The sequence below is a fragment of the Cryobacterium breve genome (genome assembly GCF_004402375.1).
GTDB lineage: Bacteria > Actinomycetota > Actinomycetes > Actinomycetales > Microbacteriaceae > Cryobacterium > Cryobacterium breve.
Genome location: NZ_SOGJ01000023.1, coordinates 147369 through 162573, shown reverse-complemented (window position 1 = coordinate 162573; position 15205 = coordinate 147369). Strand labels below are relative to the sequence as shown.

15 protein-coding genes and 1 pseudogene are annotated in these 15205 nt (G+C 64.3%); 7 read left to right on the top strand and 9 right to left on the bottom strand.

Going from position 1 to position 15205, the window contains the following annotated elements; all coding sequences use genetic code 11:
- Positions 1-79: 79 nt before the first annotated feature.
- From E3O65_RS10685 to E3O65_RS10675, 3 genes are read left to right on the top strand one after another with little or no spacing between them, the layout of a single operon-like run.
- Positions 80-364, top strand: coding sequence for a DUF3099 domain-containing protein (locus tag E3O65_RS10685; protein WP_134363707.1), 285 nt, complete (start codon positions 80-82; stop codon positions 362-364).
- Positions 361-594 (top strand): hypothetical protein, encoded by a 234-nt coding sequence (locus E3O65_RS10680; RefSeq protein ID WP_134363706.1) that lies wholly within the window; start codon positions 361-363, stop codon positions 592-594. The genes E3O65_RS10685 and E3O65_RS10680 overlap by 4 nt, the downstream gene beginning before the upstream one ends.
- Positions 591-1430 (top strand): SURF1 family cytochrome oxidase biogenesis protein, encoded by an 840-nt coding sequence (locus E3O65_RS10675; RefSeq protein ID WP_134363705.1) that lies wholly within the window; start codon positions 591-593, stop codon positions 1428-1430. Before E3O65_RS10680 ends, E3O65_RS10675 begins: the two co-directional genes overlap by 4 nt.
- A 76-nt stretch (positions 1431-1506) precedes the next feature.
- Here the strand turns inward: E3O65_RS10675 and E3O65_RS10670 are convergent, their stop codons facing one another.
- The 8 genes from E3O65_RS10670 to sufB form a co-directional block, all read right to left on the bottom strand.
- Positions 1507-3105, bottom strand: coding sequence for an ABC-F family ATP-binding cassette domain-containing protein (locus tag E3O65_RS10670; RefSeq protein ID WP_134363704.1), 1599 nt, complete (start codon positions 3103-3105; stop codon positions 1507-1509).
- A gap of 59 nt (positions 3106-3164) precedes the next feature.
- Positions 3165-3830 (bottom strand): TetR/AcrR family transcriptional regulator, encoded by a 666-nt coding sequence (locus tag E3O65_RS10665; RefSeq protein WP_134363703.1) that lies wholly within the window; start codon positions 3828-3830, stop codon positions 3165-3167.
- Between the two features lie 64 nt (positions 3831-3894).
- Positions 3895-4092 carry a hypothetical protein gene (locus E3O65_RS16720; RefSeq protein ID WP_166785725.1) on the bottom strand — a complete coding sequence of 66 codons (198 nt, stop codon included), beginning with the start codon at positions 4090-4092 and terminating at the stop codon, positions 3895-3897.
- A 206-nt stretch (positions 4093-4298) separates the two neighbouring features.
- Positions 4299-4628 (bottom strand): metal-sulfur cluster assembly factor, encoded by a 330-nt coding sequence (locus E3O65_RS10660; protein ID WP_134363702.1) that lies wholly within the window; start codon positions 4626-4628, stop codon positions 4299-4301.
- Between the two features lie 4 nt (positions 4629-4632).
- Complete coding sequence (gene sufC / locus E3O65_RS10655; RefSeq protein WP_134363701.1) at positions 4633-5397, bottom strand: Fe-S cluster assembly ATPase SufC; 765 nt, start codon at positions 5395-5397, stop codon at positions 4633-4635.
- Positions 5398-5478: 81 nt separating this feature from the next.
- On the bottom strand, positions 5479-5805 hold the full coding sequence (locus tag E3O65_RS10650) for a non-heme iron oxygenase ferredoxin subunit (RefSeq protein WP_134363700.1): 327 nt from the start codon (positions 5803-5805) through the stop codon (positions 5479-5481).
- Position 5806: 1 nt separating this feature from the next.
- Positions 5807-7039, bottom strand: a complete 1233-nt coding sequence (gene sufD / locus E3O65_RS10645) for a Fe-S cluster assembly protein SufD (RefSeq protein WP_134363699.1) — start codon at positions 7037-7039, stop codon at positions 5807-5809.
- Positions 7040-8458 (bottom strand): Fe-S cluster assembly protein SufB, encoded by a 1419-nt coding sequence (sufB, locus tag E3O65_RS10640; protein ID WP_134363698.1) that lies wholly within the window; start codon positions 8456-8458, stop codon positions 7040-7042.
- Between the two features lie 265 nt (positions 8459-8723).
- Between sufB and E3O65_RS10635 the strand changes: the two genes are divergently transcribed.
- On the top strand, positions 8724-9665 hold the full coding sequence (locus E3O65_RS10635; RefSeq protein ID WP_134363697.1) for a COX15/CtaA family protein: 942 nt from the start codon (positions 8724-8726) through the stop codon (positions 9663-9665).
- Between the two features lie 17 nt (positions 9666-9682).
- Here the strand turns inward: E3O65_RS10635 and E3O65_RS10630 are convergent.
- Positions 9683-9973, bottom strand: a pseudogene (locus tag E3O65_RS10630) (hypothetical protein); the annotation flags it as partial.
- Between the two features lie 314 nt (positions 9974-10287).
- On the opposite strand from E3O65_RS10630, the gene tkt reads away from it, so the two are divergent.
- From tkt to E3O65_RS10615, 3 genes are read left to right on the top strand one after another with little or no spacing between them, the layout of a single operon-like run.
- Entirely contained in the window at positions 10288-12381 is a 2094-nt protein-coding gene (gene tkt / locus E3O65_RS10625) for a transketolase (protein WP_134363696.1), read from the top strand.
- A gap of 59 nt (positions 12382-12440) precedes the next feature.
- Complete coding sequence (gene tal, locus E3O65_RS10620) at positions 12441-13577, top strand: transaldolase (RefSeq protein ID WP_134363695.1); 1137 nt, start codon at positions 12441-12443, stop codon at positions 13575-13577.
- Positions 13574-15181, top strand: coding sequence for a glucose-6-phosphate isomerase (locus tag E3O65_RS10615; RefSeq protein ID WP_134363694.1), 1608 nt, complete (start codon positions 13574-13576; stop codon positions 15179-15181). Before tal ends, E3O65_RS10615 begins: the two co-directional genes overlap by 4 nt.
- Positions 15182-15205 lie beyond the last annotated feature (24 nt).

Sequence of the window (15205 nt, the reverse complement as noted above, 5' to 3'; positions counted from 1 at the left end):
AGGCCGTCTGCGTTTGACCCCGACGAGACGTAGAATTTAGAGGGAAATTCTTCCCCGACTGACCGAATCGATGACCCCCATGAAACAGCAGTCGATCACTTCTTTGCCTCCCTCGCCCGAGGCGGAGCGGCACGCCCGGATGGTCAAGTACCTGATTGCCATGGGTATCCGGATGGTCTGCATTGTTCTGATGCTCTTCGTTCAGGGCTGGTGGCTTCTCGTTTGCGCCATCGGGGCGATCGCGCTGCCGTACTTCGCCGTTGTCTTCGCGAATGTGCAGGGTGCGGCCGCGTCCTCCACGGTCATCCGTCCGGGAGCCGTGCAGGTGTACCGCAGGCCTGGCCACGACGAGAGCGGCACGTGATCGGTCTGGGTGTCGACCTCGAAACGACGAACTGCTCGCGCGCCGGCTGCCGAGAAATGGCCGGTTGGCGGTTGGACTGGCGCAATCCGCGCATCCATTCCGCGGACCGGGTGAAGACGTGGCTAGCCTGCGACGAGCACGTCGACTACCTCCGTGACTTCCTCACCACCCGGGACTTCCCGCTCACGGTGGGTCCGTTCAATACGACATCGGAGACGGGGTCGGCGTGACCGGTTGGAAGTTCGCGTTCACCCGGCGCTGGGCTGGCTATCTGGCACTGACCGTCCTCTTCGCTGCCGTCTGCTCGGGCCTCGGGCTCTGGCAGCTGTCGCGCCGGGCCGAGGCGTTGAGCGAGATGGGCAAGGTCGATGCGAACTACGCGGCCGACCCGGTCCCCTTGGCCGAAGCGCTACCCCGCCTGGAGTCGTTCTCCGACTCGCAGAAGTGGCAGCCGGTCGTCATGACCGGAATGTACCTTCAGGACGACGAGTTGATCGTGCGCAACCGACCGCTCCAGATCAACCCGGGGTTCGAGGTGCTCACTCCCCTGTTGCTCAGCGACGGCTCGGTGTTCATCGTCAACCGGGGCTGGCTGCCCACCGGGGAAACGGCGGAGGCCCCGACCTCGGTTCCGACCGCGCCGTCCGGTGAAGTCACTGTCGTCGCACGACTCAAGTCGGGTGAGCCGCTCCTCGCCGGGCGTTCCGCCACCGGCAACCAGATCGCCACCATCAACCTGGAGGAGGTGGCCGGTCGTCTGGATCTACCGACCTACACCGGCGCTTATGGTCTGATGGCTACAGAGGACCCGGCCCCGGAAGAACGGCCCGTCGCCGTCACCCGGCCGGTCAAGGACGAGGGCCCGCATCTGTCGTACGCCTTCCAGTGGTTCGTGTTCGCCGTGATGGGCTTCGTCGGCTTAGGTTGGGCGATGCGGCAGGAATACCGCACCGTGAACTTCGACGACCCGGGCGAGCGCGTCCGCTCCGCGGAGCGGGCCCGGCGTCAAGCGGCCAAACCGCGCAGCGACTCGGAGATCGAAGATGAACTCATCGACAGCCACTGATCAGCAAGCTGAATCGGAAAAAGCCAGCACAACGCCCGGGCCAACCGGCCCGGGCGTGGTAGTGCAGCACGGATGATTAGGCAAGCATGATCAGGTCGAGGTAGTCCTTGTTCCAGTGGTCCTCGGTGCCGTCCGGCATGATCAGGACTCGCTCGGGGTTGAGCGCTTCTACCGCGCCCTCATCGTGACTGACCAGGACCACGGCGCCGGCGTAGTGCGCCAGGGCGTCGAGGATTTCCTCACGGCTGGCCGGGTCCAGGTTGTTGGTCGGCTCGTCGAGCAGCAGGACGTTAGCTCCGGACACCACGATCATGGCCAAGGCCAAGCGGGTCTTCTCTCCACCGGAGAGCACCCCGGCCGGTTTGTGTGAGTCGTCTCCGGTGAAGAGGAATGAGCCCAAAACCCGGCGCGCCTCCATTTCGGTGATGTTGGGCGAGGAGGACACCATGTTTTCCAGCACGCTGCGCTTGACGTCGATCGTCTCGTGTTCCTGCGCGTAGTAGCCGATGCGTAGCCCATGACCAGGAACGATCTCCCCGGTGTCAGGCTTGTCCACCCCGGCGAGCATGCGCAGGAGCGTGGTCTTGCCCGCGCCGTTGAGGCCGAGGATGACGACCTTCGAGCCGCGGTCGATTGCTAGGTCCACGGCAGCGAAGATCTCGAGCGATCCGTAGCTCTTCGACAGGTCGGTGGCCATCAGCGGAGTGCGCCCGCAGGGAGCAGGCTCGGGGAAGCGCAGCTTGGCGACCCTGTCGACGGCGCGCACGGCATCCAGTCCGGACAGAAGCTTCTCGGCCCGTGCCACCATCTGATGAGCGGCAGCAGCCTTGCTCGCCTTGGCTCCGAACTTGGCGGCCTGCAGCTGCAGGGTGGACGCCTTCTTCTCCGCGTTCGCGCGTTCCTTCTTTCGACGGTCCGCATCTGCCACGCGCTGACGCTGGTAGTTCTTCCAATTCATGTTGTAGATGTCGATGACCATGCGGTTGGCATCGAGGTAGAACACACGATTGACGGTGTCGCCGACCAGCTCGATGTCGTGGCTGATGATGATGCAGCCACCTCGGTAGCTCTTGACGAATTCCCGCAGCCAGACCACGGAATCGGCGTCGAGGTGGTTGGTGGGCTCATCGAGGATCATCGTCTCTGCGGCGGAAAACAGAATGCGCGCCAGTTCGATGCGACGGCGCTGTCCACCGGACAGGGTTCGGAGCTGCTGGTCGAGGATACGATCCGGCAGGTTGAGGTTGCTGGCGATGGAGGCTGCCTCCGCCTCGGCCGCGTAGCCGCCGAGCGCGTTGAACTCATCGGTGAGGTTGCCGTAGACCCGCATGGCCTTGGCACTGACTTTGGGGTCGTCACTGCCCATGTCAATGCCAGCCTGGGCGAGACCCAGGGAAATAGTGCCGAGCCCGCGCGCATCCAGGATCCGGGTGCGGGCAAGCATGTCCGGGTCGCCCGACCGGGGATCCTGCGGCAGGTAGCCGATTTCACCGGTGCGTGAGATCGACCCATTGGTCGGAACGGTCTCCCCGGCAAGAGTCTTCGTCAGCGTCGTCTTACCGGCGCCGTTACGACCGACTAGGCCGATCTTGTCACCCGCAGAAACCCGGAAATTGACGTCTTCCATGAGCACGCGCGCCCCAACTCGGATTTCGAGATTTTGCACACTCAGCACAGCAACAGTCCGATCAGGGGAGTCGTAAGATTTCTCGGCCGAAACAGGCCAACTCTCCACTATATTTGATCGTTCGCTCCTCCGCGTGCGCCGGGCGGAGAAAGCGCCCCCTGGAGGGCCTTGCCCAGCCAATCGCGGTAGGCGGGGACGGACCATCCCAGATCCAGCACCAACGACCGATACACATGTGGATGTCCCAGCGACCACACCGCTGCGGCCGCCTCGTGATCACTCAAACCTGCACGCAGGCTGTGCCGGGACCGCAGCGCTGTCGCTACCTCCCCGTACTGCATAAGCCGCTGGGTGGATCGCCGGGTTTCCAGCTCCGTGATGTCGGTATCCACGCCGGACGCCTGAGAAATCACCCGGTGCACCCCGGACGTGCGTTCGTTCAGATCGGCGATCCATTCCGTCAGGATTCGCACGACCTCGGCAGCAGAACCGGCACTGCCGATCCGGCTGCGCAACGGTGCCGCATCGATATCGTCGTCTATCGGTTGAACGGAGGCAAGGTCCAGCACAGCGGACAGGATCGCCGCCTTGCCCCCGACCGAGTTGTAGACCGTCTGCACGGCCACACCCGCTTCCGAGGCTATCGCTACGATCGTCGTGGGAATATAGCCCCGCTCCAGCATCAGGTGCAGAGCTGACCGCACGATCAGGGCGCGAGTCGCCAGGGACTGCGCATCTCGGCGCGATTTCGAGTTCATCATGACGTCACTCATGTACTTAGAATAACGTTCTAGTCAGTGGATGGCCACTCCACCCAGGCAATCAGTCTCCAGCCACCTATCGGTTCTTGGGGCTGAGGTCTACCGTCGCCACCTGCTGCAGCATCGGCTGCGGGAAGGCGAGGATGGCGTCGATGGACAAGGACCTGCCCGCATCACCGGAACCCGGAGGGAATGAGCCTCCCCAGACAGGCCGAGTTTCCAACAGCAGTCGGGCATCCCGGTCGGCTACATGTACCAGGAAGGTGAGACCCACGTCGGACCGCTCCCGTCTCTCATCAAGTTGGAGAACTGGGAGGAATCCGATGTGGCATCGGCCGCACACACGGATGACGCGGGTCTAGGGGACACCACATAGGACGAGTGACCGGTTCGCGACCGGCGAGCGACCCTGAATGGGACATAAGAATGGGGCACCGGCCAGCTGGCCGATGCCCCGATTTCATGCGTGGACCGAGTGGCTCAGATCGAGAAGCCGAGGGCCCGCATCATGTCTCGGCCGTCGTCGGTGATCTTTTCCGGACCCCACGGCGGCATCCACACCCAGTTGATGCGGAACTGGTCGACAACGCCATCCAGCGCCTCGGCAGTCTGCTCCTCGAGCACGTCCGTCAGCGGGCAGCCGGCCGAGGTGAGAGTCATGTGAATGATCAGGGCATCGTTCTCGTCATCCCAGCCCAGGTCGTAGATGAGCCCGAGGTCAACGACGTTGATGCCGAGTTCCGGGTCCATGACGTCTTTGAGCGCCTCTTCGATTTCATCGAAACGCGCCGGAGTCAGCGTGAAGACCATCTTCTTAGCCTACGTTCGATTCCGTGAGAAAGCGATCGTAGCCCTCGTCTTCTAGGCGATCGGCAAGTTCGGGACCACCCTGCTCAGCGATGCGGCCGTCAACGAACACGTGCACGAAATCCGGCTTGATGTAGCGCAAGATGCGAGTGTAGTGCGTGATCAGGAGCAGACCCAGGCCCGTGTTCTCCTTGGCCCGGTTCACGCCCTCCGACACGATTTTGAGCGCGTCGACGTCGAGTCCGGAGTCGGTCTCGTCGAGTACCGCGAACTTCGGCTTGAGCAATTCGAGCTGAAGGATCTCGTTGCGCTTCTTCTCTCCGCCGGAGAATCCCTCGTTCACGTTGCGCTCGGCGAAGCTCTTGTCCATTCGGAGCTGCTTCATCGACTCGCGAACGTCCTTGATCCAGGTGCGGATGGGAGGAGCCGATCCGTCGATCGCGGTCTTAGCTGTGCGCAGGAAATTCGTCACGGTGACGCCGGGGATCTCGACCGGGTACTGCATGGCCAGGAACAGTCCGGCGCGAGCGCGCTGATCCACGGTCATGGTCGTGACCTCTTCGCCGTCGAGCAGGATCGAGCCGCTATCGACGGTGTACTTCGGGTGACCAGCGATCGTATAGGCGAGGGTTGACTTGCCGGACCCGTTCGGGCCCATGATGGCGTGGATCTCACCCTCGTTGATGGTCAGGTTCACTCCGTGCAGAATCTGCTTGGTGCCCTGATCGGTCTCGACGCTGACGTGCAGGTCTTTGATCTCAAGAACTGACATGAATTCGATTTCTCTTTCGTTCCCCGGCGCGCACGCCGGTAAGTTGGGTGGCCGTTCGGCCGGTTCTGGAGGTGGCCAGCGTCACACGGCCACGGTGACGGACGGGTCGATGTAGACATCTCCGTCGACCAAGTCGACCTGGTAGACGGGGACCGGCTCGTACGCCGGAAGGTTCAGCGGCTTTCCGGTCCGCAGCGAGAATTTGGATCCGTGAGCCCAGCATTCGACGGTGTCGTCCTCGACGAACCCCTCAGACAGGGAGATGTCGCCGTGCGTGCAGGTGTCACCGATGGCGAACACATCGCCGGCGGCGTCACGGACGACAACGATCGGAACGCCATCAATTTCGACCTTGACCGCCTCATTGACGCCGAGTTCGTCGAAGCCACAGATCTTGGTGGATGCCATGTTAGTTGTCCTTTGTTGCGGTCAGTTCCGCTTCGACGGCCGCCTGGAGGCGCTCTTCGAGCAGGGGGGATCCGATCTGCTGCACGATCTCACTGAGGAAGCCGCGCACGACCAAGCGGCGGGCCTCGTCTTCAGTGATGCCGCGGGATTGCAGGTAGAACAGCTGCTCGTCGTCGAAGCGGCCGGTCGCGCTCGCGTGCCCGGCACCCGTGATATCGCCGGTCTCGATTTCCAGGTTCGGGATCGAATCGGCGCGGGTGCCCTCGGTGAGCACGAGGTTGCGATTCTGCTCGTAGCTGTCGGTTCCGGCCGCTTCGCGACCGATCAGTACATCGCCGATCCAGACGGTGCGGGCACCCTTGCCCTGCAGGGCGCCCTTGTAGGTGACTCGGCTGCGAGTGTTCGGCGCGATGTGGTTGACGAACACCTGCTGCTCGAGGTGCTGATCCGCGTCGGCAAAGTAGAGGCCGAATAGCTCGGTGTCCGAGCCGATCCCGGCCAACTGCACCGACGGATTGACCCGCACGATGCTTCCGCCCAGGGTCACGACGACATGCTTGAGGCGCGCGTCGCGGCCGATGGTCGCGAAATGGTTCGTCAGGTGCACGGCCGTGTCGCCCCATTCCTGCAGACTCACGACCGTCAGGTTCGCGGCCTCACCGAGAATGATCTCAACATTCTCGGTCAGGCGAGCCTCCCCCGTGTTCTCCAGGATCAGGATCGCTCGGCTGAACGGCCTGGCCTCGATTATGGTGTGTGCACCGCGGGCACCGGAGCCCAGGCCGGCACGGGTCACCGTGACCTCCTTGGCCTCCTCGCCGCTGATGGTGATCGCGAGTGCTTTCTCGAAACTCGACCACGCGTTCGCCGACGCGCGCTCTTCTGGAGCACCGGCGGAACCAATCCGCGGATCGGCGCGATCGACCCAGTCGACGCTCACACCGGCGACGTCGGAGGCGTGGATCGGGTAGACGGATCCGTCGAGGACGCCCGCGGTCAGGTCTGCGAACTTCTTCACCGGGGAAAGCTTCCAGACCGCTTCGCGACCCGTGACGGCAGCGAAGTCGGTCACGTTCACGCTCTTGAATCGGTCGGAACGGGTCTGCACCGGCACGTAGCCGAATCGGCCGTCCGAGTGCTCCTTGATGCCGTGCTGCTCGGCGGTAGGCAGCGCTTCGGTGGCTGCGTCCGTGGTGGTTGGGGATGAATTGAGTTGTGCAGAGGCGGCGGACATTTAGCCGACGGATCCTTCCATGCCCATTTCAATGAGCTTGTTGAGTTCGAGGGCGTACTCCATCGGGAGTTCCCGAGCGATTGGTTCGATGAAACCGCGCACGATCATAGCCATCGCCTCGTCTTCAGGCATTCCTCGGCTCATCAGGTAGAAGAGCTGCTCTTCGCTGACTCGCGAGACCGTGGCCTCGTGGCCGAGTTGCACATCGTCCACCCGGATGTCGATCGATGGGTACGTGTCGGATCGGGACTGGGTGTCGACCAGCAGTGCGTCGCAGCGCACGGTGTTCGCGGAGTGGTGCGCCGTGGCATCCACCCGCACCTCGCCGCGGTAGCCGGAACGGCCGCCGCCCCGGGCAATGGACTTGGACACGATCGACGACTGCGTGTAAGGCGCCATGTGGATCATCTTCGCGCCGGCATCCTGATGCTGGCCGGGACCCGCGAAGGCCACCGACAGCGTCTCGCCCTTGGCGTGCTCGCCCATCAGGTAGATCGACGGGTACTTCATGGTGACCTTGGACCCGATGTTGCCATCGATCCACTCCATCGTCGCGCCCTCGGCGGCCGTGGCCCGCTTGGTAACCAAGTTGTAGACGTTGTTCGACCAGTTCTGGATGGTCGTGTAGCGAACGCGGGCGTTCTTCTTCACGATGATCTCGACCACGGCAGAGTGCAACGAGTCGGACGAGTAGATCGGCGCCGTGCAGCCCTCGATGTAGTGAACGTAGCTGCCCTCATCCGCGATGATCAGGGTGCGCTCGAACTGCCCCATGTTCTCCGTGTTGATGCGGAAGTAGGCCTGCAGGGGAATCTCAACGTGCACGCCCGGCGGCACGTAGACGAAGGAACCGCCCGACCACACCGAGGTGTTCAGCGCGGCGAACTTGTTGTCTCCGGACGGGATGACGCTGCCGAAGTACTCCTCGAAGAACTCCGGGTGTTCCTTCAGAGCGGTGTCGGTGTCCATGAAGATGACGCCCTGGGCGGCGAGTTCCTCGTTGATCTGGTGGTAGACCACCTCGGACTCGTACTGGGCGGCGACGCCGGAGACGAGACGCTGCCGCTCGGCCTCCGGGATGCCCAACTTCTCGTAGGTGCTCTTGATGTCGTCGGGCAGGTCTTCCCAGGTCTGGGCTTGCTTCTCCGTGGATCGCACGAAGTACTTGATGTTGTCGAAGTCAATGCCCGACAGGTCGGCGCCCCAGGTCGGCATGGGCTTGCGCTCAAAGAGTTCGAGAGCCTTGAGCCGACGCTGCAGCATCCACTCGGGCTCGCTCTTGAGGTTGGAGATGTCGGTGACCACCTCCGGCGAGATTCCACGACGGGCGGATGCGCCGGCGGCGTCGGAATCGGACCAGCCGAACTCGTAGACACCGAGCCCCGCTAGTTCGGGGCGGTCAAGCAGGACGTCAGACATATTTACCTCTTCTCCCACTCACGACAACCCGGATATTAGTCCGGTCATTCTCAGACCGGCCTCCAGCGGAGTCACAGTCAAAGAACGGGTTGTGTGGGCGGCTACGTTGCGTACCTAAGATGTTATGGACGGCGTGATCGTGCGCCACGGTTATGTCAACCGTTGTGCTGCTGCCATGAAACACCTAATTCTACAGGCTAGCGACGCGATCGGTGGTGCGATCCGGCGTTTTCACATGTGACCCATCGAAGAGGAAGCAGAACCGGTGAAGCGTATTTCGGAGTGGTTGCCGACCAGGATTGATCGGCGCGTGCGTGTGATCGCGTGGGTATACCTGGCCGCCCAGATTCTTCTGGTCGGAACGGGTGGCCTGGTGCGTCTCACCAGTTCGGGGCTCGGCTGCCCCACCTGGCCCAAGTGCACGGCCGATTCACTGGTCAACACGCCGGAGATGGGTATCCACGGTTTCATCGAATTCGGCAACCGCCTGCTTGGCGTGGCTCTCGGCCTCGTGGCCATCGCGGCATTCCTGGCCGTGGTGCGCCTGCGCAAGGAACGACCGGACCTGTTCTGGATTGCCTTGTTGGCGGGGCTGGGCATTCCCGCCCAGGCCGTCATCGGCGGGATCAGCGTCCTCGTCCAGCTGAACCCCTACGTTGTCGGGTTCCACTTCGTGATCTCCGTGATCCTGGTCGCGCTCTGCACGGTCTTCGTGCATCGGGTCTACACCGGCCGGGTAGAGCGCACCCTCGCGGTGCCACGCTGGTACCGGGCCGTTGCCTACGCCACGAGCGCCGTCATCCTCGTCACAATCCTGGTCGGCATCCTCACCACCGGCTCTGGCCCGCACGCCGGGGACGCGGACGCACCGCGCACCGGGCTGGACCCCGAGGTTGTGCAGCACGTGCATAGCTGGCCTGCCTACATCACCGTGGCTCTCACCCTGGTGCTTCTGGTCGTGGCCTTCTCGCGCAGCCTGCCGACGCAGGGTTGGGCCATGCTTCTTCTGCTGGTGGAGGCGATGCAGGTCGGCGTCGGCCTGATCCAGTCCAACACGGGGCTGCCGGCCGGGCTGGTCGGCATCCACATGGTTCTGTCCTGCGTGGTCGTGGCCGTCATGACCGTGCTCGTGCTGAACCTCAGCACACCGGTCGCCGGTCGTGTCTCCCCCGCGGCGTCGACGCCCGATTTGGTGGGGCACCGGTAGCGGACTTCGGCGACCGTTCACATCCGTCGGCGCGGAGCCTGGAACGGAAGCAGCGGGTCGATTCCCACGGCTACGAACAACAGTGTGAGATACACGATCGATCCGTGGAACACACGCATCGGTGACACCTCCGCATGGCGAATCGCGAGGCTGAACAGCCGGTGCGACTCAGAGACGAACCAGGCGCCCGTGACGAAGGCCACGAAGAGGTATACGAGCCCCATACCGGCGATGGGCACCAGCAGAAGTGAACAGGCGACGGTCGCGTTGGTTAAGGCCCAGAGCCAGACGATGGATGCCAGCCCCACCACCCATGAGAACGCGGGGGTCTGACGGTCGGTCAGTTCTCCCGTGACCAATGAACGATCCCTGGTGGCGCACGAGCGGAATCTGGGCCTTGGACGGGCAGGTGAAGATGCGTCATGGACGGACACAACACGGCGTGCCAACCGGCGTTGCCTATACTGGGGATGCTCGCCAATCACGGTGCACGCATGCATGATCCACCGGAACCGGGCATCTGCTGCGACATTGTGATGACGCTGATGTCCTCGGGCGCGCACAATAGCGGGTGCGGGTTCTCAGCAACCTTCTCCCTTGTCCTCAGAAGGGTCAATACCAAGTGGCAGCACTGCAGTGGGATTCGATTGATAGCAAGGCGGTCAACACGGCACGCCTCCTCGCGGCCGACGCCGTGGAGAAGGTCGGGAACGGGCATCCGGGTACCGCCATGAGCCTTGCTCCCGCTGCGTACCTTCTGTTCCAGAAGGTCATGCGCCGGGACCCGTCCGACAACGAGTGGATCGGGCGGGACAGATTCATTCTCTCGGTCGGTCACAGCTCGCTCACGCAGTACGTGCAGCTCTACCTGGGCGGCTACGGTCTCGAGATCGACGACCTCAAGGCGCTGCGCACCTGGGGTTCCAAGACCCCCGGGCACCCCGAGTACGGTCACACCGACGGTGTCGAGATCACGACCGGTCCCCTGGGCCAGGGGCTGGCCTCCGCGGTCGGCTTCGCCTACGCCTCCCGCTTCGAGCGGGGATTGTTCGACCCGGAAGCCCCCGTCGGCCAGAGCCCGTTCGATCACTTCGTCTACGTGATCGCCGGCGACGGCGACCTGCAGGAAGGCATTACGAGTGAGGCTTCCTCGCTCGCCGGCCACCAGCAGCTCGGCAACCTGATCGCGATCTACGACAGCAACCAGATCTCCATCGAGGACGACACCAACATCGCCTTCACCGAGGATGTCGCGGCCCGCTATGCGGCCTACGACTGGCATGTGCAGACGGTCGACTGGAAGAAGACCGGCGAGTACGTCGAAGATGTCGCCGCACTCAACGACGCGATCGAGGCAGCCAAGGCCGTCACTGACAAGCCGTCGATGATCATCCTGAAGACCATCATCGGCTGGCCCAGCCCGAAAAAGCAGAACACGGGCAAGATCCACGGGTCGGCGCTCGGCGCCGAGGAGCTGGCCGGCGTCAAGACGGTCCTCGGCTTCGACCCCGCGCAGTCCTTCGAGGTCAGCGCCGAGGTCATCGCGCACACCCGTCAGGCCGTGGACCGCGGCGCCATCGCCCATGCCGCATGGACCGCCACGTTCGACGCCTGGGCGACCGCCAACCCCGAGCGCAAGATCCTACTCGACCGGGTTCTCTCCGGCGAACTGCCCGGCGGCGTCGACGACGCCTTGCCTGTCTTCCCCGCCGGCACCGAGGTGTCGACCCGCGCCGCGTCCGGCAAGGTTCTCACGGCCCTCGGCACCGTCATCCCCGAGCTGTGGGGTGGCTCCGCCGACCTTGCCGAGTCGAACAACACGACCATCGGCGATGCCGCCTCGTTCATCCCGGCCGAGCACTCGACCGGCGCGTGGACCGGGAACGCATACGGCCGGGTCCTGCACTTCGGGATCCGCGAACACGCCATGGCTGCCATCCTCAACGGCATCGTGCTGCACGGGAATACCCGCCCGTTCGGCGGCACGTTCCTGATCTTCAGCGACTACATGCGTCCCGCCATCCGTCTCGCAGCGCTCATGAAGGCGCCGACAATCTTCGTCTGGACCCACGACTCCGTGGCTCTCGGCGAGGACGGCCCCACCCACCAGCCGATCGAGCAGCTCGCGACCCTGCGCGCCATTCCCGGACTCGACGTGGTGCGCCCTGGCGACGCCAACGAGGTGGCCTGGGCGTGGAAGACCATCCTCGAGCGCCGCCAGGGCCCGGCCGGTATCGTGCTGACCCGGCAGAACATTCCCGTGTTCGAGCGCGGTGAGGGCGACGCCAGCGGTGACGTCTTCGCGTCCGCCAAGAATGTGGCCAAGGGTGCCTACGTACTCGCCGAAGCTCACGGCGGAACCCCCGACGTGATCCTGATTGGCACCGGCTCCGAGGTGCAGCTGGCCCTGGCGGCCCGCGAGCAGCTCCAGGCCGAGGGCATCAGCGCCCGCGTCGTGTCCGCGCCCAGCCTTGAATGGTTCCGCGAGCAGAGCGCAGAGTACCGCGAAGCCGTTCTGCCTGCCGCAATCACCGCGCGGGTATCGGTCGAAGCGGGAATCGCGTTGACCTGGGACAGGTACGTCGGCGACCGCGGACGCAGCGTCTCGATCGAGCACTTCGGTGCGTCGGCCGACTACAAGACCCTGTTCCGCGAATTCGGCATCACGACGGATGCCGTCGTGGCCGCCGCCAAGGAATCCCTGGCAGCGCACTGACCCGCCGCGCCGCGACAGCCAACACACCTGACTACCTGTACTACAAGGAGATACAAAATATGACTGAGAACACTCCCCTCGCCGAGTTGTCACTGGCCGGCGTCAGCATCTGGCTGGACGACCTGTCCCGTGAGCGCATCGCTTCCGGCGGACTGGCGAATTTGATCGCCACGAAAAACGTCGTCGGCGTCACCACCAACCCGACCATCTTCGCCGGCGCCCTCAGCAAGGGTGAGGCGTATGCCGACCAGGTGGCAGCCCTCGCCGCAGCCGGCACGAGCGTGCACGATGCCGTGTTCGAGATCACCACCGACGATGTGACCGCGGCCAGCGATATCTTCCGCCCCGTCTACGATCGCACCAACGGCATCGACGGGCGCGTCTCGATCGAGGTCGAACCGGGCCTGGCACATGACGCCTCCGGCACGGTTATCCAGGCCCAGCAGCTCTGGGCCAAGGTCAACCGGCCCAACGCCATGATCAAGATCCCCGCCACCATCGAAGGCCTCGACGCGATCACCGCGACGATCGCCCTGGGTATCAGCGTCAACGTCACCCTGATCTTCAGCCTGGAACGTCACCGTCAGGTCATCAACGCGTACCTGTCCGGCCTGGAGAAGGCCAAGGCAGCGGGAATCGACCTCAGCACGATCCACTCCGTCGCGTCATTCTTCGTGTCCCGGGTCGACACTGAGATCAACGGCCGCCTCGAGGTCATCGGAACGGATGCCGCGCTCGCGCTCAAGAGCAAGGCCGGCGTCGCGAACGCCCAACTCGCTTACCAGGTCTACGAGGAGGCGTTCTCCACGGAGCGTGCTCTCGGCCTGATCCAGGCGGGTGCGAACAAGCAGCGCCCTCTCTGGGCCTCCACCGGCGTCAAGGACCCCAGCCTGCCCGACACGCTCTACGTGACCAACCTGGTCGCCCCCGAGGTCGTCAACACCATGCCCGAGAAGACCCTGGAGGCCACACTCGACCACGGCGTCATCCCCGCCAACTCCATCAGTGGAGCGTACGACGAAGCCAACCGCGTACTCGACGCCTTGGCCGACGAGGGTGTCTCGTACAACGACGTGACCCAGGTTCTCGAGGCCGAAGGCGTCGCCAAGTTCATCATCTCGTGGAATGAACTGCTTGACACCGTGACCGCCGCGCTCGACTCCGCCACGATGAACGCCACAGGGCCCGCACTGTGAGTTTCCGCATCTCCGTCAGCGGAGCTGCTGCCCACGCCGTTCGCGCCACCGTCCCGGTTCTCGTAGCCGACCTGGTCGCATCCGGCATCACCGCCCTCGACCCGGCCCTCTGGGGACCCGAGGCGGAAGCCGAGGCCGCGAAGCGCCTCGGCTGGACCGAGTCCGTGGCCGACTCTCGTCCGCTGGTCCCCGAGATCCTGGCCCTGCGCGATTCCCTGCGTGCCGCCGGCGTTACCCGCATCGCTCTAGCCGGAATGGGCGGCTCGTCGCTCGCTCCTGAGGTCATCACTCGCACCTCAGGTATGCCGCTGACCGTGCTCGACTCGACCGACCCAGGCCAGGTGCTCGCGGCTCTCGGGGACAACCTGGCAACCACGGCCCTCGTGGTGTCATCAAAGTCCGGCTCCACGGCCGAGACCGACAGTCAACGCCGAATCTTCGAACGTGCCTTCCGCGAGGCCGGTATCGATCCGATCGAACGCATCATCATCGTGACCGACCCGGGTTCCCCCCTCGACGCCGATGCTCGCTCCGTGGGCTACCGCGTCTTCAACGCGGACCCGACGGTCGGTGGACGTTTCTCGGTGTTGACGGCCTTCGGGCTCGTACCCTCCGGTCTCGCGGGGGTCGACATCGCAGAGCTGCTCGACGAGGCCGAGGCCATTTCGCTCTCCCTGGCGATTGACAGCCCCGAGAACCCCGGGTTGATCCTGGGTGCTGCCATTGCCGCCACCACGCCCCGCCGCGATAAACTCGCGATCATCGAAGACGGCACGCACATCGTCGGCTTCGCCGACTGGGCCGAACAGCTCGTCGCCGAGTCCACCGGTAAGCAGGGCGTCGGTATTCTCCCCGTCGTGCTCAACCTGAACGCCCCCGAGCTCACGCTGAGCCTGCCTGACCTGCAGGTTCTACGACTGGTTGCCGACGCCGGTCTCGACGTGTTCTCCGACAACGACGGACGGGATGAGATCCGGATCAGCGGAACCCTCGGCGCCCAGTTCCTCGTCTGGGAGTACGCGACGGCCGTCGCCGGCCGTCTGCTCGGGATCAATCCGTTCGACCAGCCGGATGTCGAGGCCGCTAAGAAAGCGACCCGCGGACTTCTCGACGCACGCCCCGAGCCTGCCCCCGCCGCGTTCATCTCCGATGGCATTGAAATCCGTGGCACCGCCCACGTGATCGGAGCCGCCAGCGACCTCGCATCCGCCGTCGACGCGCTGATCGAGGAACTGGGACCGGACGGCTACGTCTCCGTGCAGGCCTACGTAAACCGTCTGGCGCTGCCGCAGCTTGCCCAGGTCCGAGACCTGCTGGCCGCACTTGCCAGTCGCCCGGTCACCTTCGGTTGGGGACCTCGGTTTCTCCACTCCACCGGCCAGCTACACAAGGGCGGCCCCGGCACCGGCGTGTTCCTGCAAATACTCACCACCTCGGACGTCGATCTCGACATTCCTGATCGTCCGTTCACATTCGGCGAGCTGATCCGGGCCCAGGCCAGCGGTGACGCCAGCGTGCTGGCCGACCACGGTCGTCCCGTGCTGACGCTCACGCTGACCGATCCGGCACGCAACATCACCACCCTGTTCGACGCCCTGCGCTAACCCTGTTTGACCGTCCCACCCCGA